Below are 16,827 nucleotides of genomic sequence, written 5' to 3' on the forward strand. Positions count from 1 at the left end.
TTTATTAATTTTAAAGACCCTGCCTTATTATGGCAGAGTCCATCCTTTTCATTTTAACCTAAGCAAGAGGAAAATATATTTTAATCCCCTTTCCAGGACATTCCCAATTGTCTAAATTCCATTCTTCTACCCACTGGTGTTTTCCACTTTTTATCTTGTTGGAGGCTGCATACTGATTCACTTTTTGCCAGCTCGGCATAAGGTGGCTGAGGCTTGTGTCATAGGTAAGATATTTTCCGCCTTCAAATATCTTTTCCTGAATCAAATCATCCTGAAATACAAAATTCTCATCAAGTGTAATCATAATCTCAAACCAGAATTTTTTTACTTTGGTGAATCCATGATTATACAGATACATTTTGCATTTACTGCAATCAAGTCTGTTCTTCTTTGCCCAGGTCAGCATTACCTTAAAGACATTATGGGCCGTCTGTTCGGAATCATTTCCATATTCCCGATAATATGCCACACGAACCGGCTGCAGCGTCACTTTGCCATATTCAGTCTGGCTTCTTTTTACTACAGGCATATAAAGATTGATTCTGATATTTTCGGGATTCTCAAAATCCCGTTTTAGAAAGCCACTGTCGATCTCATGCTCTTCCAGGCACTGATGAGCTCCCATTTCATACCGGCTGATATCCAGCCAGGATATAAATCTCTGCCATGCCTTTACAATATCACCGACTGTGGTTTCTGTCACAGCATAAAGACCGCCTTCAAAATGCTTCTTTACTACCCCCTCTCCCATGACTTCAAAATCATCAGGAATTGTTACAACAACTTCATATCCATAAGTACCATCCTCTTTTCCTGAGTTTGGAATGTCATATCCATACACACGGTAATCCGGCATAATGTCTCCGATATTGTTTCTATCAAACCATTCCTTCAGTCCCATAAATGCATCATTTTCCGGCGTTTTACTGTCTGCCCGAAACGCAGCTCCATAAAAGGAACCGGTTTCCTTCAGCACTTTTATATCAGGATATTTCTCTGACAGTTCCAGGTCCTGCTCCTCAAAATATTTATCCATAATATCAACCCTCTCAAAAATGTATTGTCTTTCCTGCTTTCTGAAAATACTCGGAAGAAATCCTGTTGCTTTTTTGAATGCACGCGAGAAGGAATCGGCACTGGTAAAACCATATTTCACAGCTGTATCAAGGATGCTGCAGTCATTGGATAACAGATCCTGTGCCGCCAGGTGAATCCGCCTTAATCGGATGTATTCTTTTACATTACAACCGACAATAGCGAAAAACAGCCTGTAATAATTTGATAATGACATAAATGCACGATCAGCAGCTTTATTTAAATCAATTTCTTCATATATCATTGTTTCAATATAATTAATGGATTCTTGCATACATTCATAATAATTCATACTTTCTCGTCCTTTCGTCTTAAGACAATGACAGTATATCATATCATTTTAAGAGAGGTCCGACTTTTTTTCCAATCATATTACATCACAGGTCATTCACTGAGTGTCACCGTCCCCGCCGATCCGTCCACCGTTACCATTTGCCCGCTCCGGATAATCCGTGTGGCAGTGTGTGTCGCCATGACGGCGGGGATTCCATATTCCCGCGCGACAATGCTTGAATGGCTGAGAGGACCGCCAATGTCTGTTACAATGGCACTAGCTGAAGAAAATAATGGTGTCCATGCGGGAGTTGTGGTAACGGCAACCAACACACTTCCAGGCTCAAAGCTTTCAAAATCTGCCGGGCTGCCCAGCACACAGGCAGGCGCCGTCACAATACCGGCACTGGTTCCAATTCCCTTCAGCAAAATTTTTCCATCCTTGAGTTTCTGTGGTGCGTGTGATATGGTTTTTTCGTTTTTCTCCGGCAATTTGGAAGGCGGCACATAACCCCTGTACTTTTTGAGTTCCGCCTTTCGGGCAGGTATTACTCCGCTCCTATCAGACAGAGGCATATTTTTATCCAGCTGAACTATGAGTGCTTCCAATTCCATTTTTGTGAGCCAGTAAATATCATCTGTTTGTGAAATAGCTCCCCCGTGTATAAAGCGTACTGAAAGTTCCTGAAACATACGGCGAATCAGCGGATGCCCCATTCCCATTAAATAAATAGCGTTTTCACGCATGGGGGCAGTTTCCTGCGCCCAATGGAGCAGCTTGAAAAACAGCTTTTTACGGGAGCCATCTATCTGTTTTAATATCTCTTCTTCTGCCTGTTTCCTTTGCTTTACAAATGTGTCCTGGCGTAAAAAAGGACTTTCCCCCTTTTCTTCAACGAACGTTTTTATGGATTCCAGAGCAGGTGTAAGCGTTTCCTGCGGTGTGGGATACGCAAAATCAAATTCATAAGCGGTGCGGCCAAATTCTTTGAAATACAGATTGATTCGGTTTTTCCATTCTATCCATACTTCCTGAGAAACTCCGGCAGGCACAGCCGGGGACATGAAATCTTTCCCTATCTTCATTGCAGGATTGTTTTTCAGATAAAGGCTGAGAGGTTCATTTTTCTTTGCCCATTCCGATATCCCCCACAGATTCTTATCCGATTGCAGAGCAATGGTATCAAACCCTGACAGGAAAACGGCAGTATTTGTCATACCGGCGCGGCGGGCCGCTCCCTGAAATAATTTTGTAAATAATGTTTCGCTGACAGAGGCAGCGGGCAGTGTAAGCTGAATCCTTGTGAAATAAATACAGGCGGCGTAAAATACGCACTGAATACCCTCCATCAACTGATGGGCGTTCAGCGTATGAAGAGGTTTTTCTTCCCATTCTTGAATCACAACCTGAAATTCATCCCGCGCCGCTTCCCAGCGTGCTACGCTGTTGGTGAGTGCCCTGCGCAGGGAGCGGGGAGAAAGGGATTTGACGGCAATTAAGAGCGGTTTTGATTTGGCGGAAAGATAGACATATCCATTAATGGTCGTGTATGCCCCTTTATCGGGCAGCAGCTTTTTTGCACTTTTATCAAACATATCTGCCCATAAAAGCGCCGATGCGCGGTTGACGATTTCAAGACCAAGCGTGGCGAATAAGGGCGTAACAGGATTTGGCAGGTGTTCCGCCAGGCTGCCCTTTGTGTAAATCACATCTTTTTCCGGAAGCGTCCATTCCGGCGGCAGGACCGTTATGGGGCGGGCCTGAACAATATACAATTTATCATTTTCCAGCGCCCACTCTACATCCATAGGCATTTGATAATACGTTTCAATTTTCTTTCCAAGCTGTGCCAGCCGCCTGATCTGGTCCCGGGTAAGAGCATGTTTCTTCCTTAACCGTTCAGGAGTCTGGATTTCTTCCGTTCCGTCTGAGGTGCGGACCGTCATGATTTCTTTGTCTGCCGTATCATAGGATATAATTCGATCGGACTTCTTATCCATAACAATCGTATCGGGTGAAACGAAACTGGAAACCACTGCTTCACCAAGCCCCCAGGCAGCATTAATAATCAATTCGCTTTGTCTGCCATTGATGGGGTTTCTTGTAAACATCACACCGGACGCATCGGATAATGCAAGCTTTTGTACTACAACAGCGAGCGCCACAAGCTCCTGCTTTATATCTTTCTTCAAGCGGTAAGCTATCGCCCGGGCCGTCCACAGAGAAGCCCAGCACCGCTTAACAGCATCAAGAACTTCGCTTTCACCTTGTATGTTAAGATATGTATCCTGTTGTCCCGCAAAAGAAGCGTCAGGCAAGTCTTCGGCGGTCGCAGAAGAACGGACAGCCACCGCGATGCTCCCTAATCCGGCATAAGCGGTTTTAATTGCATCAGACACTGCCTGGGGCATAATTCCATTATGGAAAAGCATCCCAATATGGGCAGATACATCTTCAAGCTGGCTGGTATTGTTAAAATCAATATCAGCCAGCAGCCTGTTAATATGAGGCTGAATATGATTCATTTCAACAAAATTCCGGTAGGAAACTGTGGTAACATGAAAGCCGTCGGGTACAGGAATTCCCGCTGTCAGGAGTTTTGATAAAGACATACCTTTTCCCCCAACTGCTTCAAGGGTTGCCTGTTTATGCGCCAGGGGCAGGATATAATCAATCATAATCATTCACCTCCATTCATGATTCCGTGCAGAAATATATTCATTGTTTCATCAAGCATTGTTTCCGGACTGGCTGACGGCCGGGATGTGTAGACGATTGCCATAACGGAATTAATCAGTAAACGTGTTAAAAGACCGGCATCCGTTTTGCGAAAAATGCCTGCGCTCACTCCGTTTTCAATCACAGATTTTATAATATCCTGATATTTGTAACGCATAGCTTTCAACCGCTTTCGATATTCCTCTTCCAAGTGGTCAGATTCTGTATTCAGCCACATCAGAACAGTCCTATACTGCTTTGGTACTTGAAGATGCTTTCTCATGATTTTTCTGAGGCACTGCTCCGGCGAGGATTCATCAGCAATAATTCTTTGAAACTTTTGAATGGTTTCTTCTATTATTTTCTCAACGGCGTATACAATGATCTCGTCTTTTGTTTTAAAAAAATCATAGAGACTGGACTTTCCCATATTTGCTAAAACTGCAATTTCCCGCATTGATGTTTTCTGGAATCCATTTTCAGCTACGAGGCGCAAAGTAACACCGATAATTTCTTCCCGGCGTGCTTCCTGCTGTTCGGGTGTAAGCATAATTCCTTTTGGCATGTGACAATACCTCCATATAGCGACCGTCGGTCGTTTCTTATGGTTTTATTATATAACGACTAACGGTCGCTTGTAAAGAATTATTTAGCTTTCGTTAATATTAAGAAACTGCATCGTTCTCACTGTAGACTTTGAGGGCTTCCCCTATAAATTTTGTTGCACCCTTGCCGTACTTTATATCATGAACTTTTGTGAACGCGGAGTTTGTTAAATATAAGTCTGCCATCAGTCCCCAGTAGTTTTCTCCCATGTCCATTCCGACAATTTCATTTTGCTCCCTGACCATATCATCCATTTCTTTCACGATTTTCTGGATATCAGGCGAAGAAGGATTTTTACTTAAATCTGATGTGAAACGTTCCATTAATTCAGCCATTTGAGCCATATAAACATCTATATTGTTTTTTAAAGTCTGAAATCCTTCTACCACGTCCGGCAGGTGATCCAGGTTATTTTTAATGGCTTCTGTGTATTTTTCAATACTTCCAAACTGCTTAATTGCCATTTTAGCGCTCTCAAGCTCTTTGGATTTCATTGTTTCAATGATTTTATTGAATTTCTCCACGCTGCCATAATATTTGACCACTTCATTCTCATGTTCCTGCTTAAATGTTTCCAGCATATTAAAATATTCACTCATATCAAATTCTTTAAAACTCATTGTATCATCACCTTTCAATTTTTTCTCAATAAGCTCTATCAGTTCGTTCAGTCTGTCTCTTTTCAGCGTCAGCAGACCTTTTTGCTTACGGAGAGCCTGTCTCTTGTCATAATGTGAACTTTCCAAAATTTCTTTCATCTCTTTCAACGGAATATCCAACTCTTTGAAAAAAAGTATCTGCTGCAGAATATCAAGAGAATCATCACCGTATAGCCGATACCCTGCATCTGTTGTTTTACTGGGTTTCAGCAAACCGATCTTGTCGTAATAATGCAGCATCCGGATACTGATACCCGTTAGATCCGAGACCTGTTTAATTGTTTTCATACCAAATCTTCACCTCCTGTACGTCTGATTCCATATTACACTATGACATGATGTCAGGGTCAATATATTTTTGCAAAGTTTTGTAAAAGCAGGCTTTATAGTTGAGGCAGCAAAAAGGCCTTAACAGGGAATGGTTTCCAGTTAAGACCTTCATTTTCCACATGATATTTATGATGTTCTTCAAAACAAATTTAATGTTTCATATCTTCTTTCTGGTTATGCTTGTGAACCAGCCGTTCCACTTGTTCTGATATCATTTCATAATCACGCATATTATTTTACCCATATACGGTTTTCAACCGCATTCCCATGTCCGAAATAAATAATTAATCTGCCCATATCAGAAATTCTTTTTGCACTCTTTTGCATTTGTTCCCGATTTTCATACAATAACGATACACCAGGAGCGAAAAAATTCATTAATGCATCTCCTGCCAGTAAATATTGGTCTCCCAGCTTAATTCCAATGGATCCCTGAGTATGACCAGGCAGTTCAATCACCTCTCCATCAATTCCATAGTTCAGGAGTTTGTCACCCTCCTTTAAAATAACGTCTGGCACAAACGTCTGTATTTTTGCGTATTTTGCACTCATAACTGAGAAAAATTTTATTATATTGCCAGGAAATCCATTTGATTTCATCTCACGGCACAGATTATTATGTATCAAAACAATATCCTTTTCATGCATGGCAATAGGAACCTGCATTTTATTTGCAAGATATGCTGCATTTTGAATATGATCGATATGACCATGAGTAAGTACTATAAGTTTTACGTTTTTTCCTTTGCATACATCTAATATTTTCCGCTCATTTCCTTTTAAACCTGTATCTACAAGGATTGACGAATCCGCTTCGGAAACAAGATAACAATTAGAGCCAGCTTTAATTTGTACAATATGATACATTTTTTTGCCCCTTTCTATTTAGCTTTTAAATATTTAAGTATAGAAACTATATATCAACTATTTTATCATCATCGGATTGATTGATCAATTATAGCAATATGTGCTATTATATTTTAACAATAAATATAAATGCACCAATGTAGGAGGCCAAAATAGAATATCAATGCCAGCGCATGCAAATTACATTATCAATGTTCATTATAAGAGAAATCCAGATAAAATAAAAAACAGACTTTTTCTATATGAATTACCATGTCAGGTACAATCTCATAATAAAAAACGTCTGTTTTTTTTACTTGTGAATTCAATTGGCAGGAGAAATCTTTAGCAGCACACGATTTCCTTAATTATCATGTCATCACCTTCTAAAATTTCCATTTCCCTGCTTTTGCAGTCAGGACAGCATAAATCACTGTAAACGGCATTAAATACCCTGCCGCACCCTTTGCATTTAACAATACCCGGAATGACGATAAGCTCCAGCTGCGTTTTTTCCATAAAGGTCTTATAGGAGGCGGCCGGCCAGCTCTGCTCCAAATATCTGGGAACAATACCGGAAAGCTCTCCAACCTCGATGACAAGTTTGCTGACTTCTGTTATGTTCTGCTCTTTTACAATACGCTCAATGGTATGGACCATAGAGTTTAGTACACCAAGTTCATGCATTGCTGCCTCTCCTCTTCTCTTCAGCTTCTTTTGACGGCGCTTTCTTTGAGAGTTGTGGCAGCAATCTTACCGGTACGTACAATTGCATTGGCAGCAATCTTGACAGGAAGCTTTTCATAAGTATCTGGAACCGTGTCATAGGTGCGTTCCAGGCTGATTGCATCAAATTTACATTTGGTCGTGCATAAGCCGCATCCGATACACTTATAACGGTCGATTTCTACCGTTCCGCAGCCGAGGCAGCGTTCTGTCTCTCTCTTTAACTGTTCCTCTGTAAAGGTCAGACGCTCATCATAGAAAGTGCCTTTTTTCTCAGGAGAATGTCCTGGTCTCTGGCGGGGCGTCATATCAAAATCCTGTAAACCGATGGCAATGTTGTTTTTATCAAAAGCATGATATTCACGGCGGTCACGGCCAAATACAAGAGACTGTCCGGGCTGTACATAACGGTGAATGGATATTGCAGCTTCTTTTCCGGATGCTATGGCATGGATTGCAAATTTAGGACCGGTAAAGCAGTCGCCGCCCACAAAAACGTCCGGTTGTGAAGTCTGCAAAGTCAGACTGTCCGCTTTTGCTGTACCGCCCCGTCCAAGTTCTACCCTGCTTTCTGAAAGAAGACCGCCCCATTCTATGGACTGACCGATGGAAAGCAGCACCGAATCGGCTTTTACAATGATTGTATCATTTTCATCATACGTTGGAGCAAAATGGTTGTCTGCATCAAATACACTGGTGCAGCGCTTAAATTCCACTCCGGTCACCTTTCCGTCTTCCGTCAGGATTCGTTTGGGACCCCAGCCATTATGGAAGGAAACGTTATCTTCTTCAGCTTCTGCAATCTCATCCGGTAATGCCGGCATTTCACTAAGACTCTCCAGACAGTAAAGATTAATTGCAGCTGCCCCCTGTCTTGCAGCCGTACGGGCAACGTCAATGGCTACATTTCCACCGCCGATCACTACTGCATTACCGGAAAGCTGTACTTTTCTTCCAAGGTTCACATTGCGAAGGAAATCTACGCCTGAAATAACCCCCTCGCCTTCTTCCCCCTCAATGCCAAGACTTCTGCCTCCCTGTGCGCCGATTGCCAGATAAAAGGCTTCATACCCATCTTCACGAAGCTGGTTAAGCGTGATATCTTTTCCAACTTCAATTCCGGTTTTAAAAGTAACGCCCATCTCCCGAAGAACGTCAATTTCAGCATTCAGGACCTCTTTTTCCAAGCGGAAGGAAGGTATGCCAAGAGTGAGCATACCACCCGGTTTCTCTTCTTTTTCAAAAACAGTTACCTGATAACCGTCAATTGCCAGGTAATACGCACAGGAAAGACCGGAAGGACCGGAACCCACCACTGCAATTTTATTTCCAAGATGATAACGCATAGGAGGAATATAGCGGACAGATGCATCCAGCTCTTTATCCGCAATAAATTTTTTGATTTCATCAATGGAAACCGGTTCATCAATATCTCCGCGGGTGCACTCACTTTCACAGCCGTGAGGGCAGATCCGTCCGCAGACAGCAGGGAAAGGATTTTCTTTTTTTATCAATTCTAACGCTTCACGGTAACGGCCGGAAGCAGCAAGCTTTATGTAACCCTGTACGGCTATATGGGCTGGACAGGCCGTTTTACACGGAGATGTACCTTCTTTGGCAACATCTTTGCGGTTTATGCGGTAATCCACATTCCAGTTGCTTTCTTTCCAGATATGGTCGCGGGCGGTAGGCTCTGCCTTTATGGTGACTGGTGTTTTGGAGCAGAGTTTTTGTCCTAGTGTTAACGCATTCACCGGGCAGTTCTCCACACACTGTCCGCAGGCCACACAGTTTTCCTTTTTTACTTTGGCTGTATAATTAGACCGTATGGAATCAGGAGTATTAAAAAGGGTTGCAAGGCGGAGGGAAAAACAGGAACAGCCACAGCAGTTACAGATTGCCGCTGATTCACCAAGTCCGTCTGTATGGGGCATTTCATGCATCAGTCCGTTATTTTCTGCAAACTTGATAATCTCTTTTGCTTCTTCTCTGCTGATCTGGCGGCCTCTGCCTGTCTTTATATAATATTCGGCACCTTCCCCCATCTGGATGCAGATTTCTTTTTCCAGATGACCGCATCCCTCATCAATGACACGGCGGGACTGGCGGCAGGAGCAGTCAGATACGGAGAATGTATCATATTTATCCAGATAGTAGGAAAGATGTTCCCAGGGTTTCGTACCGGGAATATCCCGGATGGCCTCTTCTACCGGAATCACACGCATCATGGCCATACCCTGGGGGAATTTAGCTGCCATGGGTGCAAGACGCAGTCTGGTATATTCTTCAAAGGCTTTTCCGATTTCAGGATGCTCGTTCAACTGTTCCCGGTTATTAACCATCATTTCCAACATACCGGGAGCAAAGATATTCACAAAAAAACGTTCTTTGTGATCTTCTTTATCTTTCCATACTTTGACTACACCGGTGTAAGCCAGCTGCTCCAGGAGGGCCTTCGTCTCTTTTTTACTTTTTCCGGAGCGTTTTGCCACATATTCAAAGGTACGCGGCCTGCGCAGCCCGATTATCATGGCAATGTCAGCCATGTCATCGGTTACGACACAATCCAGTGCATAGTATTCGGGAGAATTTTCATCGATTTTATTCATGACGCCTGCAATACCGCCTACCATTTTTGCCAGCTTTACTATTTTAGGTCTTAATTCACTCATAGTTCCCTTTCCCGCGCCTGTTTCGCGCTTTTAGAATTTATCAGATTTCATTTTAAAATCAATCTATTTTATTATCACACCAGGATTTTACTGCATTGCCAAGCCAGTCGGTCCATTCTTTTAAGCCTTCCTCTTTCAGTGCACTGATGGGAATAATAACTGCGTTTGGATTACGGAGGCGTATATTTGCTTTGCATTTTTCCAGATCAAAATTAAAATACGGCAATACATCCATCTTGTTTATCAGTACCACATCACAGATAGAAAACATCAGCGGATATTTCAGAGGCTTGTCGTCTCCTTCCGGTACGGAGAGAATCATGGCATTTTTTACAGCACCGGTGTCAAATTCCGCAGGGCAGACCAGGTTGCCCACATTTTCCAATATTACAAGGTCCAGGCCGTCCGGATCAAGACCCTCCAGACCCTGACGTGTCATTTCCGCATCCAGATGGCACATACCGCCTGTATGAAGCTGAATCGCTTTTGCACCAGTCTGCGAAATGGTACGGGCATCCACATCAGAATCAATATCTGCCTCCATAACGCCGATATGAAGGTCGTCCTTTAAGGCATTGATTGTACGGACCAGAGTGGTTGTCTTACCTGCCCCGGGACTTGACATCAGATTAAGAAGAAATACATTCTTATCCTTTAATTCTTCACGAAGCTTTTCAGCCTGTAAGTTGTTGTCAGCAAAGACACTTGTTTTTATCTCAAGAACTTTAAAATCTTTCATGCGCCGCGCTCCTTCCTTACCATTGTTGTCTCTGTCATCTGACGGCTAAAAAATAAGTTCTTTTAACCATAAAGATACAGGATTGTTTTTTATATGTATACTGGTTCAGTCATAACAATATTATTATAAAATATTCTCAGTGCACTGGCAATCATGCAAAAAATAACTGTCATTTTCCCATAATTATTTATTGAATTTTAGTAAGAATATATGATAAAATAGGTTCAATCTCTGGTATGACCAGAGCCAGAATGAGGAAAAAAAATGGAATTTCAGAAACTTAGCGCTTTAAGCTTAAAAGAAATGTTTATTCGTCAGATTCGTGACATGATTTTATCCGGACAAATGCCGGTTGGAAGCAGACTGCCTTCTGAGAGGGACATTGCAAGGCAGATGCAGGTCAGCCGGGCAGTCGTTAACAGCGGGTTTGCTGAACTTGAAAAACAGGGTTTTCTGGAAGTGCATCCGAGGCAGGGAGTATTTGTGGCAGATTACGGCAGGAACGGCAACATTAATACCTTAAATGCCATTATGGAATATCATGGAGATACACTTGGACAGGCCGAAATTTACTCAATCATAGAAGTTCGGAGGGCGTTGGAACATCTGGCAACCGATTCAATTATTAAAAACTCATCAAATGAAGATATTCTCGGATTGGAAGGATTATTAGAGGAGGTTGCTGCTGCAAAAACCATAGATGATACTGTTCTTGCCACCTTTTCTTTTCATCACAAGCTTTCTGTTATCAGTGGAAACAGTATTATACCGTTGATTTACATATCATTTAAACCTGTTGTAACACAGCTTTGGAAGCGCTTTTGTCTGCGATACGGAAAAGAGGCGTTATACGACAGTGTGCTTTGTTTATATAAATGTATCAAAGAACGTGATGCCGGGGCAGCGAGGAGATGCACCGATAAACAGCTGGATGATGCTCTGGAAGGCGGGCATCAGATCTATTAGGGCCGGGTATGCAGAGATTTTCAGTTTCCGTTATGGTTCTCCTGTGCTTGTATAATACTTTGGCTTTTTCCACATCTGCCTGTTCTTAAATTACTCATATTAAAGGCAGGCCCGTTCAACTGGATACCTGCCTTTTATCATATCCTAAAGAGTGTTATTGTTAAAGCTATCGTTAATTATAATGATAATGTTATTGCTAAAGTTATCGTTGAAGTTATCCCTAAAGTTATCGTTGAAGTTATCCCTAAAGTTATCGCTGAAATTATCGCTGAAATAATCGTTAAGGTTACCGTTGTAGTCGTCATCAGATTCCACTTCACCCCAGTCAATTACAGACCAGGAATTACGTCTGCAGCAAGCACATCTACAACAACACATAAATATCACTCCTTTCTTAATAGGATATACTATATTTTATGCCGAAGTTAGACAAGTCGTGAAATCCGTTCCTTTTCGTTTTCCTTACCCCATTATTCAATCTCTTAAACAGCCAATCTAATCATTCTTTTTTATATATAGTTCTGGATATTGCACTTTTACAAAAACGATTCTTTTATACTCTAAAAAAGCATTCACAGTCGAGCGGCATATTCGCCGGTCATGGTATACTGCTGGAAAAGGAGGTGCTGATGGTTCTCTAACAACAAACCACAAATAGTGGGCAGCCTGTTGTTTGAAGCTGCCCACTATTTATTCATATATTTACTTATTCAGCCTGTTTTTTAAATCAATGATTTTGTTCTCAATTATCCCGATTGTTTCCTCAAAAACAGCATCATCTTTCCCTGTGGGATCATCTAATCCCCAGTCCTCTCTCATTTTACATGGAAGAACAGGACAATTCACATTGCAGCCCATAGTGATTACTACATCCGGACCAGGTATATCTTGAATTAACTTACTCTTCTGCGTTGCCTCCATATCAATCCCATATATCTTTTTCATTAACCGAACCGCATCCTGATTGATCCGATCCTTTAACTCAGTTCCTGCCGAATAACTTTCAAATACATCACTGGCAAGATGCTTTCCCAGCGCTTCTGCTATCTGACTCCGGCAGGAATTATGCACACAAACGAAGGCAACTTTCGGTTTATTATCTTTTTTCATTTTCTCCATTGCTATCACCTCTTTTATCTACAGCAAATATAGACTCTCATTTTTTATTTCGTCCGGAATCCAGCTTATCACTGCAAAATTTCCATTTGCATGCTCAGCCACCTTATTAATCCATTCAATTTCATTACCGGCCTTTGCTGACAGCAATTTATTAGTCGTACCGGTACGGTAAAGGGAAGAATTGATCACCCACCACTTTGCAGAAATGTCAGCCCGCTTTAAATCTTCTTCCAGGCGTAATGCTTCATAGACCGGAGTGGTTTCTGCAAGAGTTACAATAATAACTTCTGTCTCATCTTTATTCCTTAATCTTGGAAGCAGTTTTTTTGCTGATTCAGGAACTTCACCCTGGGAGCGTTTCATTTCCTGATTGTAGTTTTGTGTTGAATCCAGAAGTAATAACGTATGTCCGGTCGGTGCGGTATCAATCACTATAATCTGGTCTTCTGCCTTTTCAACGATATCTGCAAAGGCCCTGAATACGGCAATTTCCTGGGTACAGGGAGATCTTAAATCTTCTTCTATATATGCGAGGTCCTCTTCTGACATAGATTCCCCTGCTTTTGAAAGTACCTCCTGCTGATACTTCTTTAACTCCTCTTTTTCATCGATATGGCTCATTGTAATCTTATCAGTCTCACTCATAACAAATTTAAGATGAGCGGCCGGATCGGTTGTAGTCAGATGAACCTTTTTTCCTCTTGATGCCAAACCTGATGCAATAGAGGCTGCTATTGTTGTTTTACCCACACCGCCTTTCCCCATGGTAAATATGACTTTTTTGTTGGAAACATATAAATCGTCAATTACATCATTTAAACCCGGAATGATATCTGCCTTAATTTTATCATCATGAATGATATAACTGTCTTTTTCCAGCAAAGCTCTTACATTTTCCATACCGGTTATATTATAGGCTCTGAGAGGTATGAAACAGCATTTCATATTCTTAAGTTCTTCCGGCATACCGGCAAGAGCTGCCTGCTGCTTTTTATATAAGCTTTCTGAAATAGTATCATCATAAGATGTTAATATGCCATTTACGATCATCATCTGATTTCTTACTCCAATATCTGTGAGTTCAAGAGAGGCTCTCGCCGCTTCTTTTAACGGTGTTACCTCTGGTCTTGAAACCAGAATTAAGGTCGTAAGATTTCCATCCGCTAATGTTTCTACAGCCTTTTTATAGATTTCTCTCTTGCTTTCCAGTCCGGCCAGCTGCCCCAGACAGGAAGCACCATGGGTATTTTCGCTGATAAAATTGCTCCAGGCCGCTGGAAGCTTCAGCATCCTTAATGTGTGCCCTGTGGGTGCAGTATCAAATATAATATAATGAAATTCATCCTGAACTTTTTGGTCTGTAATAAATTTGGAGAATTCATTAAATGCTGCAATTTCAACAGTACAGGAACCAGAAAGCTGTTCCTCCATATTTTTTATCACAGCCTCAGGCAGCTGTCCGCGGTAAGGTGCGATTACGCTTTCACGATATTCCCCGGCTGCCTCAATGGGATCTAAGTTTGCCACTACAAGATTAGCTACTCCAGGAATGGGAACGCCTTTATTATTTAATTCTGTTTCAAATACATCCTGGAGATTGGAGGCCGGATCCGTACTGATCAGCAGAACTTTTTTACCTGAATCAGCGAGGGATACCGCTGTGGCACAGGCTGTTGAAGTTTTTCCAACTCCGCCTTTTCCAGTAAAGAAAAGATACTTTGTGAATCCTGCCTTTTCTATTTGAAAATTTTCCATTAACAACAGCAATCCCCTCCAGAACAGCCACAGCCCTTATTTTTTTTAGTTTCAGCTTTCCGATCACCTGTGTTACTGCCAATATAATGTGCCGGAACATCAAGCAATTGCATAAACTCTTCATTTGATGGATATCTTCCAGTTATAGTAATTTCTCCATCCACAACGATAACCGGTAACCCTTCCACGCCTTTTTCTCTGACAAAATCATTTACTGTTTTATTCGTTACAAATTCCTGAGGTGCATTTGTAAGATTAAACCGGTCAACATGCACTCCATGATTCTTTAAGGTATTCAGAACTGTGGATATCCTTAATAATTCCGGATCCACTCCAACTCCGCAAAGTCCTGTTGAGCAGCACATGGCTGGTTCAAATATCTGCATCTTTTTCATTAATAATACTTCCTTTCCTGAATCATTTATTTTGTATTTGCATTAATACCGGAAGGAAACCAATGAGCTGTCTTATTTGCTATCTTAACAAGTATCAGCATAATCGGTACCTCAGTCAAAACGCCTACTACAGTAGCCAGAGCTGCCGGAGAATCCATTCCGAACAGGGCAATCGCAACCGCAACTGCAAGTTCAAAGAAATTAGAAGCGCCTATCATACCTGCCGGAGCTGCTATATTATGAGGTAGCTTAAACGCCTTTGCTGCCAGATACGCAATGAAAAAAATTAAAAATGTCTGTATGGTCAGCGGCACTGCTATCAGTACTATGTGCAGAGGATTATTTAAAATAACATCACCCTGGAAGGAAAATAAAAGTACAAGCATCAATAACAATCCGGCAATTGTTGCATGATCAAACTTAGGCAGAAACTGGTTTTCAAAATATTCTCTTCCTTTTTTCTGACTGACATACATTCTTGTCAGCACTCCTGCAGTTAAAGGTACCACAACAAATAAAACAACGGATAAAACCAGAGTATCCCAGGGAACGGATACCTTACTCACTCCCAGTAAAAATTTGACAATAGGTACAAAAGCAATCAGAATAATTAAATCATTGGTTGCTACCTGTACGACTGTATAGGCCGGGTTTCCTTTCGTCAGCTGGCTCCATACAAAAACCATCGCAGTACAGGGTGCTGCTCCTAATAAAACGGCACCTGCTAAATATTCTTTTCCCAAATCTGCTGGAATCAACCCTTTAAATACGACATAGAAAAAGAACGAAGCGATTCCAAACATAGTGAACGGCTTAATCAGCCAGTTGGTAACCCACGTTACATACAATCCTTTTGGATTTTTTCCTACATGCTTTATACTTTCAAAATCCACCTTCATCATCATAGGGTAAATCATAATCCAGATTAATACTGCCGTAGGAATTGAAACATTAGCATATTCAAACTGATTAAAAAACCCAGGCACTGCCGGCAGAAATTTACCGATCAATACTCCTGTGATCATGCATAATGCCACCCATATGGTTAAGTATCTCTGAAAAAAACCAATTTCTGCTGATTTCTCTTTATTCATTTCGACTCTCCTTAATGTGTTATTTTTGAATTTGCACAAACATCAACGTTTTTATACTTTTCGCATTGTTCATGATCTGTCTCATAGGTAGGTAATTCAACAATCTTTTGCTGCAGATACTCCCATAAGTCTTTATGTTCCTTTTTAAAACTATCGCTTATGCCAAAATATGCCCATTGCGCCTTCTTATAACAATATAAAATTCCACAGTTTTTAAGTACAGTCAGATGCCTGGAAGCGTTTGACTGTGTCATATTCAGACAAACTTCTATCTCACAGACACACATTTCTCTTTCCATCAGCAAAGTCAGGATTCGCAGCCTGCTCTCTTCAGACAGTGCTTTAAAAATATCAACCACAATTTCACCCCTTCCTCTTTAAATACTTATATGAGCATATATGCATATTTTATGCGCCGGATAATTATATGTTCCAAAAAATACGCGTTATCAGCCATGCTTAATTGCATTGTTTATCTGTTTTAAGGGATTTGCAGATACAATTTTCCTGTTCTGTAGTCATGTTACTCCAGTAATTTTTTATAAGTTCAATTAACTGTGTATTATTACTGTAATACATCCAGGATCCTTCTTTGCGGCTAATCACCAGCCCGCATTCTGTCAATATCTTCATATGGTAAGATAATGTGGGCTGTGTAATGTCAAAACATTCCAGTATATCACATGCGCAAAGTTCACCGCAGGATAACATCTCTATGATTTTTAGTCTTGTAGCGTCGCCTAATGCTTTAAACACCGGAGCATAGTCTGTATGCAGATCCATTTTGTTTCTCTCCATTCCATATACTTCTGTTAATGCATAGATATTTATCT

15 protein-coding genes are annotated in these 16,827 nt (G+C 41.3%); 1 reads left to right on the plus strand and 14 read right to left on the minus strand.

Translation table 11 applies throughout. From position 1 onward, the window contains the following. Positions 1 to 58: 58 nt before the first annotated feature. From DS742_RS20945 to hypB, 8 genes are all read right to left on the minus strand, one after another. Entirely contained in the window at positions 59 to 1,387 is a 1,329-nt protein-coding gene (locus DS742_RS20945; protein ID WP_170313538.1) for an AraC family transcriptional regulator, read from the minus strand. A 92-nt stretch (positions 1,388 to 1,479) separates the two neighbouring features. After that, on the minus strand, positions 1,480 to 4,047 hold the full coding sequence (locus DS742_RS20950) for a PEP/pyruvate-binding domain-containing protein (RefSeq protein ID WP_117418910.1): 2,568 nt from the start codon (positions 4,045 to 4,047) through the stop codon (positions 1,480 to 1,482). Between the two features lie 2 nt (positions 4,048 to 4,049). Then, positions 4,050 to 4,652 (minus strand): TetR/AcrR family transcriptional regulator, encoded by a 603-nt coding sequence (locus DS742_RS20955; protein ID WP_117418911.1) that lies wholly within the window; start codon positions 4,650 to 4,652, stop codon positions 4,050 to 4,052. 100 nt (positions 4,653 to 4,752) lie between these two features. Further along, positions 4,753 to 5,640, minus strand: coding sequence for a MerR family transcriptional regulator (locus DS742_RS20960; RefSeq protein ID WP_117418912.1), 888 nt, complete (start codon positions 5,638 to 5,640; stop codon positions 4,753 to 4,755). A gap of 273 nt (positions 5,641 to 5,913) precedes the next feature. Then, positions 5,914 to 6,549: an MBL fold metallo-hydrolase gene (locus DS742_RS20965; protein WP_117418913.1), complete on the minus strand. Its 636-nt coding sequence runs from the start codon at positions 6,547 to 6,549 to the stop codon at positions 5,914 to 5,916. A gap of 324 nt (positions 6,550 to 6,873) precedes the next feature. Next, positions 6,874 to 7,215, minus strand: coding sequence for a hydrogenase maturation nickel metallochaperone HypA/HybF (locus DS742_RS20970; protein ID WP_117418914.1), 342 nt, complete (start codon positions 7,213 to 7,215; stop codon positions 6,874 to 6,876). Positions 7,216 to 7,235: 20 nt separating this feature from the next. Then, complete coding sequence (locus tag DS742_RS20975) at positions 7,236 to 9,926, minus strand: FAD-dependent oxidoreductase (protein ID WP_117418915.1); 2,691 nt, start codon at positions 9,924 to 9,926, stop codon at positions 7,236 to 7,238. Positions 9,927 to 9,984: 58 nt separating this feature from the next. After that, positions 9,985 to 10,665 (minus strand): hydrogenase nickel incorporation protein HypB, encoded by a 681-nt coding sequence (gene hypB / locus DS742_RS20980; protein WP_117418916.1) that lies wholly within the window; start codon positions 10,663 to 10,665, stop codon positions 9,985 to 9,987. A gap of 264 nt (positions 10,666 to 10,929) precedes the next feature. On the opposite strand from hypB, the gene DS742_RS20985 reads away from it, so the two are divergent. Continuing rightward, positions 10,930 to 11,631, plus strand: a complete 702-nt coding sequence (locus DS742_RS20985; RefSeq protein WP_117418917.1) for a FadR/GntR family transcriptional regulator — start codon at positions 10,930 to 10,932, stop codon at positions 11,629 to 11,631. Between the two features lie 702 nt (positions 11,632 to 12,333). Here DS742_RS20985 and DS742_RS20995 read toward each other — a convergent pair. From DS742_RS20995 to DS742_RS21020, 6 genes are all read right to left on the minus strand, one after another. After that, on the minus strand, positions 12,334 to 12,750 hold the full coding sequence (locus DS742_RS20995) for an arsenate reductase ArsC (protein WP_242996664.1): 417 nt from the start codon (positions 12,748 to 12,750) through the stop codon (positions 12,334 to 12,336). Between the two features lie 18 nt (positions 12,751 to 12,768). Next, positions 12,769 to 14,505 carry an arsenical pump-driving ATPase gene (arsA, locus tag DS742_RS21000; RefSeq protein ID WP_117418979.1) on the minus strand — a complete coding sequence of 579 codons (1,737 nt, stop codon included), beginning with the start codon at positions 14,503 to 14,505 and terminating at the stop codon, positions 12,769 to 12,771. Continuing rightward, positions 14,505 to 14,900 carry an arsenite efflux transporter metallochaperone ArsD gene (arsD, locus tag DS742_RS21005; RefSeq protein WP_117418919.1) on the minus strand — a complete coding sequence of 132 codons (396 nt, stop codon included), beginning with the start codon at positions 14,898 to 14,900 and terminating at the stop codon, positions 14,505 to 14,507. Before arsD ends, arsA begins: the two co-directional genes overlap by 1 nt. Positions 14,901 to 14,926: 26 nt before the next feature. Beyond that, positions 14,927 to 15,994: an ACR3 family arsenite efflux transporter gene (gene arsB / locus DS742_RS21010; protein ID WP_117418920.1), complete on the minus strand. Its 1,068-nt coding sequence runs from the start codon at positions 15,992 to 15,994 to the stop codon at positions 14,927 to 14,929. Between the two features lie 11 nt (positions 15,995 to 16,005). Then, on the minus strand, positions 16,006 to 16,353 hold the full coding sequence (locus DS742_RS21015) for an ArsR/SmtB family transcription factor (protein ID WP_117418921.1): 348 nt from the start codon (positions 16,351 to 16,353) through the stop codon (positions 16,006 to 16,008). 100 nt (positions 16,354 to 16,453) lie between these two features. Then, entirely contained in the window at positions 16,454 to 16,777 is a 324-nt protein-coding gene (locus DS742_RS21020) for an ArsR/SmtB family transcription factor (protein WP_117418922.1), read from the minus strand. Between the last annotated feature and the right edge of the window lie 50 nt (positions 16,778 to 16,827).

This window comes from Lacrimispora amygdalina, from assembly GCF_003432035.1.
GTDB classification, from domain to species: domain Bacteria; phylum Bacillota; class Clostridia; order Lachnospirales; family Lachnospiraceae; genus Lacrimispora; species Lacrimispora amygdalina.

Bases quoted from the DNA above. Each gene is read 5' to 3' on its own strand.
- DS742_RS20945 (WP_170313538.1), bottom strand. From the start codon at position 1,387: ATGAATTATTATGAATGTATGCAAGAATCCATTAATTATATTGAAACA.
- DS742_RS20950 (WP_117418910.1), bottom strand. From the start codon at position 4,047: ATGATTGATTATATCCTGCCCCTGGCGCATAAACAGGCAACCCTTGAA.
- DS742_RS20955 (WP_117418911.1), bottom strand. From the start codon at position 4,652: ATGCCAAAAGGAATTATGCTTACACCCGAACAGCAGGAAGCACGCCGG.
- DS742_RS20960 (WP_117418912.1), bottom strand. From the start codon at position 5,640: ATGAAAACAATTAAACAGGTCTCGGATCTAACGGGTATCAGTATCCGG.
- DS742_RS20965 (WP_117418913.1), bottom strand. From the start codon at position 6,549: ATGTATCATATTGTACAAATTAAAGCTGGCTCTAATTGTTATCTTGTT.
- DS742_RS20970 (WP_117418914.1), bottom strand. From the start codon at position 7,215: ATGCATGAACTTGGTGTACTAAACTCTATGGTCCATACCATTGAGCGT.
- DS742_RS20975 (WP_117418915.1), bottom strand. From the start codon at position 9,926: ATGAGTGAATTAAGACCTAAAATAGTAAAGCTGGCAAAAATGGTAGGC.
- hypB (WP_117418916.1), bottom strand. From the start codon at position 10,665: ATGAAAGATTTTAAAGTTCTTGAGATAAAAACAAGTGTCTTTGCTGAC.
- DS742_RS20985 (WP_117418917.1), top strand. From the start codon at position 10,930: ATGGAATTTCAGAAACTTAGCGCTTTAAGCTTAAAAGAAATGTTTATT.
- DS742_RS20995 (WP_242996664.1), bottom strand. From the start codon at position 12,750: ATGGAGAAAATGAAAAAAGATAATAAACCGAAAGTTGCCTTCGTTTGT.
- arsA (WP_117418979.1), bottom strand. From the start codon at position 14,505: ATGGAAAATTTTCAAATAGAAAAGGCAGGATTCACAAAGTATCTTTTC.
- arsD (WP_117418919.1), bottom strand. From the start codon at position 14,900: ATGAAAAAGATGCAGATATTTGAACCAGCCATGTGCTGCTCAACAGGA.
- arsB (WP_117418920.1), bottom strand. From the start codon at position 15,994: ATGAATAAAGAGAAATCAGCAGAAATTGGTTTTTTTCAGAGATACTTA.
- DS742_RS21020 (WP_117418922.1), bottom strand. From the start codon at position 16,777: ATGGATCTGCATACAGACTATGCTCCGGTGTTTAAAGCATTAGGCGAC.